Origin of the sequence: Roseiarcus sp., assembly GCF_052145395.1 — a bacterium.
Taxonomy (GTDB): domain Bacteria; phylum Pseudomonadota; class Alphaproteobacteria; order Rhizobiales; family Beijerinckiaceae; genus Roseiarcus.
Genome location: NZ_JBKQOT010000094.1, coordinates 1 through 6,796 on the forward strand (window position 1 = coordinate 1; position 6,796 = coordinate 6,796).

The window sequence follows — 6,796 nt, forward strand, 5'->3', positions numbered from 1 at the left end:
CATCTGAAACTCCTGTCTGAGAGTGGGCTTTGAACACCCCATCCTCTCAGGCAGGAGGACCTTCACTCCATCCCGCCGATCCCCCGCTCGCTTCCGCCTCCGCCGCGATAGCGGCTTCGTTCAATCCCGCGCACATGATTGGTTTCACGGAATCGATGAACTAGTAGGCGGACGGCTGCTCGCTTCGGGTGCGCTCGAACGCGGACGACAGCGCGATCGCCTGCGCCCGGCTGCGGACCCTGAGCTTGCGCAGCACCGCGCTGACATGCGCCTTGATGGTCGCCTCCGACACGCCGATCTCGTAGGCGATCAGCTTGTTCGGCAGGCCGGTCACAAGGAGTTCGAACACCCGCTGCTGGGCCTCGGTGAAGGAGGCGGCGCGTTCGGGGAAGGCGTGGCAGGATTTCGGCTCAGCGCGCGCGGTCTTCGCAATGAACGGACCGGGCTCCGCGCTCAGCATGACCGCAGTCAGGAACTTGCCCGCCTGTTCGAAGAACCGGCCGACCTGCTCGTTCAGGCAGGCGTTGCAGTGGTTCCAGTCGCCGAGATGCAGGCAGGTGATGTCCCGTGGGCAGGCGGCGTCGCCCACGGTTTCCGCGAGACTGAGCGCGACGTCGGCGCATTCCTGGATGGAGGCGAGCGCCCGGTGCTGGAGGTCCTCGACCTCCGAGCGGGCCTCGCCGCGCTCGAAGCGTTCGGCGAATTTTTCGATCAGGGCCAGCAGGCGCGCATATTTCGGCGTGAGCGCTGCGGAGCGGGAGTATGCCTTGGGCGGGGTCATTGACATTGTTTTTGCGCCTTTTGGGCGCCGTCACCTTATGGAGCGGCAAGCAATGTTGCAATGCAATATCATTAGCCTTCTGGCTAGAGGCTAAATCGTCGCACCATGGCAAAGCCGACAACGTATCAATGCATTGGCCCCGGGCGGCGGTATTCCGGCGCGGCCCCTCGTTTCGCCCCGGCGCCGTGCGATTTGGCGCCCGGCGGCCCGATTTGGTCCAATTGGCGAGGCAAGACTTTGCGAGGCGCGCGCCCGCGCGATCGGACAAGGGGAACGCGATGTCTCGATCCGGCTCCGCGATCGACTATCGGCTTGGCAGCTTCTATGCGCTGGTGACGGCCTTCCTGTTCGCGACTCAGGAGCCGTTCTCCTTTCTCGCGGCTGAGCGCCTCAGCACCATCGCCTTCGTCTGCGTGACCCAGGTCGCCCTCTTGATCTCGATTCCCTTGCTGACGGTCCGTCATGAGAGCCGCCGGGACTTCATCGCGCTCCTCCGCGACCCGTCGAACTACGCGAAGCTCGCGGTCATCTTCGCGATCGGCATGAGCGGGCTCTTGCTCTACAACCTCGGCCTGGCTCACGCCCATCCGATCATCATCTCCGCCATCCTGAATCTGATCCCGTTCTGGGCGGCGCTCGTGGCGCTGATCGTGCTCAAGGTGCCGATCCCGGTGTCGCCGGGCGTCTTCTTCGGATGCTTCGCCGGCGCGTTCGTGGGCGCAATGGCCGTCGCCTGGAGCCAGCTCGACGAGGCGCAAAAGCCGGCGCTCGGCGCGCTCGCCGACAGCTTCCTCGAAGGCAGCTGGGTCTACGCCCTCCCGGTTCCCCTCTGCTCCGCGCTTGGGGCCACCCTGATCGGCAAATGGTTCGGAAATTATCGGGAATCGGCGGCGATTGCGGCCAATTTTTTCGTCGCCAACGTCCTTCTGATCCCGACGACGCTGGCGCTCCTCTACGGACGGTCGGAGCTCAAGGTCGACCATCAGCTGCCGGCCGTCCTGCTCATGATCGCGGGCACGATCATCGCGGCCTCGATCGGCCGCGTCTTCTACCAGATCTCGCTGACGACGACCGGCGGGGACAACGGGTTCGTCACCATGTTCTTCAATCTGGTGCCGGCGCTCACCGCCCTCATTTCGTTCGCGATGTCGTGGCGGATCGCGGCCCTGCATTTCTCGTTCGACCCGCTTTTCTTCGTCGGCCTCGCGCTGATCGGGGTCTCGCTCGTGCAGTTCTCGCTGAAATCCTGGCGCCGGCCGGCGCGGGCGCCGTGACGCACGGGCTCTCGCGTCAGGCCCATGCGTCACGCGTGCGGCTGCGGCTTTTCGCGTCCGAGCGTGATCGTGAACATGCGCCCGGCGATGGCTTCGCCGAGCGCCGGCGTCACGCTCACCGGCAGGCACGAGTCGACGGCCCGTTCGGCCTCGTGGAGGAAGCGGCGCTTGGCGTCCTCGTCGCCTTCGAGATGGGCGTAGCTGATGCGCGGTCGGCCGAACACCGAGCCGTCGCGCTTCATCATGAACATGATCGTCACGCGCGAGCCGGCGGAAAGCGACGTCTGCGCCAGACACGCGCCGAGCGCGCGGCGCAGGTCCATCAGCGTGTTGGCCGGCGCGGCCTCCTGAGCGGCGGCGATGCGCGGCGCGAGGGGAACGCTCGCCGAGAGCGCCAGCGCGGCGGCCACTCCGAAACCGTGTCTCATCGCCTCAGCCGAACAGCGCCTTGCGGCGCGCGAGGCTTTCGGCCGGCCACAATTCGCTCGATTTGTAATAGGCCTCGACCGCCGGAACGCCCGCGGGCAGGGTGACCCAGCGCAGCTTGGAGCGGATGTAGATGTGGATGTCCGGTGGCAGCGTCTCGGGCTCGTCGAGCGCGCCGACCCGGATGAAGCTCAACTGCCGACGGCCGCCGTAGTGGCTCCAGACCGCGACCTTGCAGTCCGGGCAGCGGTGGATGGTCTGCGGCGTTCCGCTTTCGGCGGGGACCGGAACCGCCTCCGTCTCGCCCGAGAGCCTCTCGATACGATCCGTCTCGATCAGCGCGTTGATGACGAAGGCGCTGCCGGTCTGCCTTTGGCATTCCCGGCAGTGGCAGCAGTGGACGAACATCGGCTTCGACTTGAGCCGGTATCGCACCCAGCCGCAGGCGCAGCCGCCTTCCAGTTCGCGCATCGCATCCTCCTCACATCCCGGCGAACCTCGATTTTCAAGGCGCGCTGCGTATTCCTTCGTTTTCGGCGCGCCCGATCAGGAGCGCCGCGTCTTCGGGCAAGAGATAACGCTCCGCGACGAGGCCGTCAGCGGCTTTCTTGAACGCGGCGAGGTAGGCGTCCTTGGATGGATAGCGCTCTTCCAGCGAAAGCCGGGGGTCGCCGGTCGCAAGCCGCTCCGCCTTGGCGGCGGCGAAGGGAATAAAGCTCCCCTGGAGATTGCAGAGGCCGTTCTCGAATCGATCCTTTCGGCCGAGATTCCAGCCCGTGTAGGTGCCGATCGGCGCCTGGAGGAAGACGGACCGGATCCCGGCGCGGTCGTTGCCGTCGGCGTCGACCTGCGTCTCGAGCACGCCGTAGCTTCCCGGCAAGGTTTGCGGCGGCTCGCGCGTGATCACGCCGCTCGTGTCCCCGGCGCGATAGAGCGGGCCGAAGTCTAGCACGTGCAGGGCATCGTAGGTTCTCAAGGGCGAGACCGCCGGACGCTCAACGCCACCGTAGGCGTTGACGGGGATCTCGGGAAAAACGACGCGGTCTGGGGGAACGAGCGTGCCGTCGGCGATGCGCGGCCGCGCGCCTGGAGGCGGCGGCGCGCCGTCCCGCACCCAGGCGGTGAACGCGTTCATCAGCGCCCGCATCGTCCAGAGTTGCGGATTGGGATTGGGCTGCTGTTGGCAATTGCCGAACGGGGCGTGCGTCGGCAACGGAAGCGGGGCGGACCCGTGCTGCGTGCTCGCCATGATGTAGGTGCGAACGTTCGGCAGGTCCGCCACGTCGGCGAGGCCGAGCGGATCGGTGAGGCCCAGCGACTGGCGCCCCTCCCACATTTCGAGCGCCGTCGCGACGTGGAAGAGTTTTGGGCAGGTATCGGTCGCGGCGCAGCGGTCGAACAGGCCCGCGGACCTTTGGGTCAAGGGGTCGAACTGGCGCGCATAGGTGAACGGGAAGTCATAGGCCGGATAGAGGTGATCCGGCTGCTCTCCCCACGCCCGCACAGGCTGGCCGAACCGGACGTTGAGCGGCATGAGACCGCCGCCGATATGAGGGAACGCTCCGTCGAAGACGCGCCGGCCGCTCTCGTTGCGATTGAATCCGAGCGCGATGAAGCTGCGGATCATGCGCCCGCTCTGCGAGCTTCCTTCGACGATCGCCAGATTGTCGGGCCGGTAGATCGGGTTCGGCCTCCCGGCGTCGTCCTTCTCCGCGTTGCGGAGGAAGGCGCCGAGGTCGCGCGTCGCGGCGAACCCCAGGCCGCCGACGGTCGGATCCTTGGCGCGATAGATGAGTTCGTAGAGCCGGCCAGGCTCGAATCGGCGGCTGAGACAGATATGTTTGGCGTCGGGCGTGATGGGTCCTCCCGACTCGCAGACGCCGAAGCTCCAGTCCGTATTGGGAACGGGTTGGCGCGGGTCCTGCTCGCGCGCTCGCACCGTGAGGGTTGGCAGGAAGCCGTCCGGGGCAGGGGTTCGATTGTCGAGGCTCGCGGTCGGATAGCTGTCGTAGCTGTCCGGCGGATAGTTCAGGATCTGCTGGCTGAGGCTGATCGGCACGCTGGCCGCGGGCGCGGGCGTGATGATTTCCGAGCGGACGATTCCGGTGATGGCGGACCCGTCGCTCTGGCGGCCGACCACCGGGGGCATGCCGATGCGGCTCATGCCGGGGCGGACATCCATCTCCCAACCGAACCACACCATCGTGTAGCCCGCGCGCTCGAGCCACCCGTCGCCGGAAGAGGTCAACGCGTTGCGGTCCGCAAGGCCTCCCGCCACGGCCTCGTTGAAGTTGGCGGGCGCAAGCTTGTTGCCACGGTTGTTGACCTCGAAAAAGAGGATTCGATTGCCGCGCGCCATGTCCGCGGGCTTCAGGATTTCGATGTCCGTGGCGTATTCGACGATGCCGCGCGGATTGCGCGGCGCGAGATTGATGTCCTGAATGATTGCGTTGGCGGGATCGGCCGGATCAAGTTCGCCGGTCACGCGGCCCACGAGATGCTCGTAGGCGCCGACGCCGCCGAAGGTCTGTCCGCCGAAGGCCGGCTCCCGCTTCACGATCTCGATGCCGGTGATACGGGCATCGGCCGGTAGTCCGTCGGATGACAGCGTCCTGACGGCCACCCTATGGAGCACAGCGACGCGACTCAAGGACCTGCGCGAACAAAGAACAGAATCGACGCGGCTCGACAAGCTTGGCGAACGCCGGTTTCGGCTTTTCGCCTACCGCGCCCTGCGCCGGATTAGTCGATTGCCTTACGAGCGCCCGCGCTGATTCCAAAGAAAGGAATGGATCAAACCCTTGTGAGGTTGACCCCGGCTGTCTTGATTCGAGACCGACCGGCCCCGACCTAAGGGTCACTCACGACGGAGTCCTCTATGCTCAAGACAATCGCCCTCGCCACCTTGGCCGCTGCCCTCGCCTTTCCACTCGCCGCATCCGCCCAAAGCGCCACGGGCTATGGTACCTACGGCCCGCAGCAAGGCTCATCGACATTCGATCGCGGGTGGAATCAATCCCACGAGAGCAAGAACTTTACCTACGAAACTGCGAACGCGGTGCGTCATTACTTCTACGCGCCTCGTCATCATGTTTACCAAAACAACTGGTGAGCTTGAGCGGATTTGATCAGCCGCGCCGCGAAGAAGCCGTCGAGGCCCGAACGGCGTGGACACCAAAGCGCGACTCGACGGCGCGGCAATCTGCTCTTCAGACGGAAGGCTTGAATGCCTTCGCGGGATTGGAGCCGGGAAACGTCGCCGCGTGGGCTTCCCTCAGCGCATCCCCAAGCGCGCGTCCCTCGCGATAGCCGCCGAGCGTCTCCGGCCGTTCGACGCCCGGGACGAGGCGCGGGCAGGGCTCGGGCGGCCCGAGCACAGTCCGCACGGGGATCCGTTCGGCCCAGATCGGCAAGCCGTAATCCTCCTCGTCGTCCGCGATCCCCTTGGCGCGGACTTTCGCCGAGGCTTGCTCGATGTCCATGCCGATCACTCGCGCCGCCTTGATCTCCTGCTGCGTGGCCGGCCGCAGCGTCGCCCACCGGCCGGGATAGAAGCGGCCGACCATCGCCGCGAGCGCGCGCGCCTTCTCGTCCGGATCGTCGATGACGCGGGCGTGGCCGAAGGCCATCACGGAGCGATAGTCGACCGAATGGTTGAAGGCTGAGCGGGCGAGCACGAGGCTGTCGAGATGGCTGACGGTCACGCAGACCGGCTCGCCCTCGGATTGGCGGCGCAGCATGCGGCTTGCGCTGGACCCATGCCAATAGAGCCGGTCGCCCTCGCGCCAGAAGAGCGTCGGCGTGCAATAGGGTAGTCCGTCCACGACATAGGCGATGTGGCAGAGCGCCGCCGCGTCGAGAATCGCGTGAACGGTCTCGCGGTCGTACGATCCGCGCTCGTGCAGGCGCTTGACGCGGTTGACGTCGCTGACGGGGTAGGCGGTCGCGTTGGACAAGATGGACATCTCCGGAAGGCGAAGCGCCTTCCATGCCTTTTAATGCGCGGGCGACGCCAGCGACGATTCCGCCGGCGCTGTTCGTTTCGCCGACAGCCGCGGCCTCAGCCCCTGATGAACGCCAGCAAATCGGCGTTGACCTTGTCCTTCTCGGTCGAGCACATGCCGTGCGGCGCGCCGGGATAGACCTTCAGCGTCGCGTGCGGGATGAGCTTCGCCGAAAGGTGCGCGGAATTGCCGATCGGCACGATCTGGTCATCGTCGCCATGAAGGATCAGCGTCGGGACCTTGATCATCTTCAGATCTTCGGTGAAGTCGGTCTCCGAGAACGCCTTGATGCAATCGTACTCGGCCTTGAG

8 protein-coding genes are annotated in these 6,796 nt (G+C 65.9%); 2 read left to right on the forward strand and 6 right to left on the reverse strand.

The genetic code is table 11. From position 1 onward, the window contains the following. Positions 1–160: 160 nt before the first annotated feature. Complete coding sequence (locus tag ACLP25_RS03220) at positions 161–787, reverse strand: helix-turn-helix domain-containing protein (protein WP_442467792.1); 627 nt, start codon at positions 785–787, stop codon at positions 161–163. 272 nt (positions 788–1,059) lie between these two features. Between ACLP25_RS03220 and ACLP25_RS03225 the strand changes: the two genes are divergently transcribed. Beyond that, a complete protein-coding gene (locus ACLP25_RS03225) occupies positions 1,060–2,055 on the forward strand; it encodes a hypothetical protein (RefSeq protein ID WP_442467793.1) in 996 nt (331 codons plus the stop codon). Positions 2,056–2,084: 29 nt separating this feature from the next. Here the strand turns inward: ACLP25_RS03225 and ACLP25_RS03230 are convergent, their stop codons facing one another. From ACLP25_RS03230 to ACLP25_RS03240, 3 genes are read right to left on the reverse strand one after another with little or no spacing between them, the layout of a single operon-like run. Then, on the reverse strand, positions 2,085–2,483 hold the full coding sequence (locus ACLP25_RS03230) for a hypothetical protein (protein WP_442467794.1): 399 nt from the start codon (positions 2,481–2,483) through the stop codon (positions 2,085–2,087). Between the two features lie 4 nt (positions 2,484–2,487). Then, the gene (locus tag ACLP25_RS03235) at positions 2,488–2,952 is read right to left on the reverse strand and encodes a GFA family protein (RefSeq protein WP_442467795.1); all 465 of its coding nucleotides are present in this window, start codon (positions 2,950–2,952) and stop codon (positions 2,488–2,490) included. Between the two features lie 34 nt (positions 2,953–2,986). After that, positions 2,987–5,131, reverse strand: coding sequence for an alpha/beta hydrolase domain-containing protein (locus tag ACLP25_RS03240; protein ID WP_442467796.1), 2,145 nt, complete (start codon positions 5,129–5,131; stop codon positions 2,987–2,989). Positions 5,132–5,359: 228 nt separating this feature from the next. Between ACLP25_RS03240 and ACLP25_RS03245 the strand changes: the two genes are divergently transcribed. Further along, the gene (locus ACLP25_RS03245; protein ID WP_442467797.1) at positions 5,360–5,593 is read left to right on the forward strand and encodes a hypothetical protein; all 234 of its coding nucleotides are present in this window, start codon (positions 5,360–5,362) and stop codon (positions 5,591–5,593) included. Between the two features lie 97 nt (positions 5,594–5,690). On the opposite strand, the gene ACLP25_RS03250 is transcribed toward ACLP25_RS03245, so the two are convergent. Together ACLP25_RS03250 and ACLP25_RS03255 are read right to left on the reverse strand one after the other, a co-directional pair. Beyond that, complete coding sequence (locus ACLP25_RS03250; protein ID WP_442467798.1) at positions 5,691–6,446, reverse strand: pyridoxamine 5'-phosphate oxidase family protein; 756 nt, start codon at positions 6,444–6,446, stop codon at positions 5,691–5,693. 95 nt (positions 6,447–6,541) lie between these two features. Beyond that, a partial coding sequence (locus ACLP25_RS03255) for an alpha/beta fold hydrolase (protein ID WP_442467799.1) occupies positions 6,542–6,796 on the reverse strand: 255 nt, incomplete at its 5' end.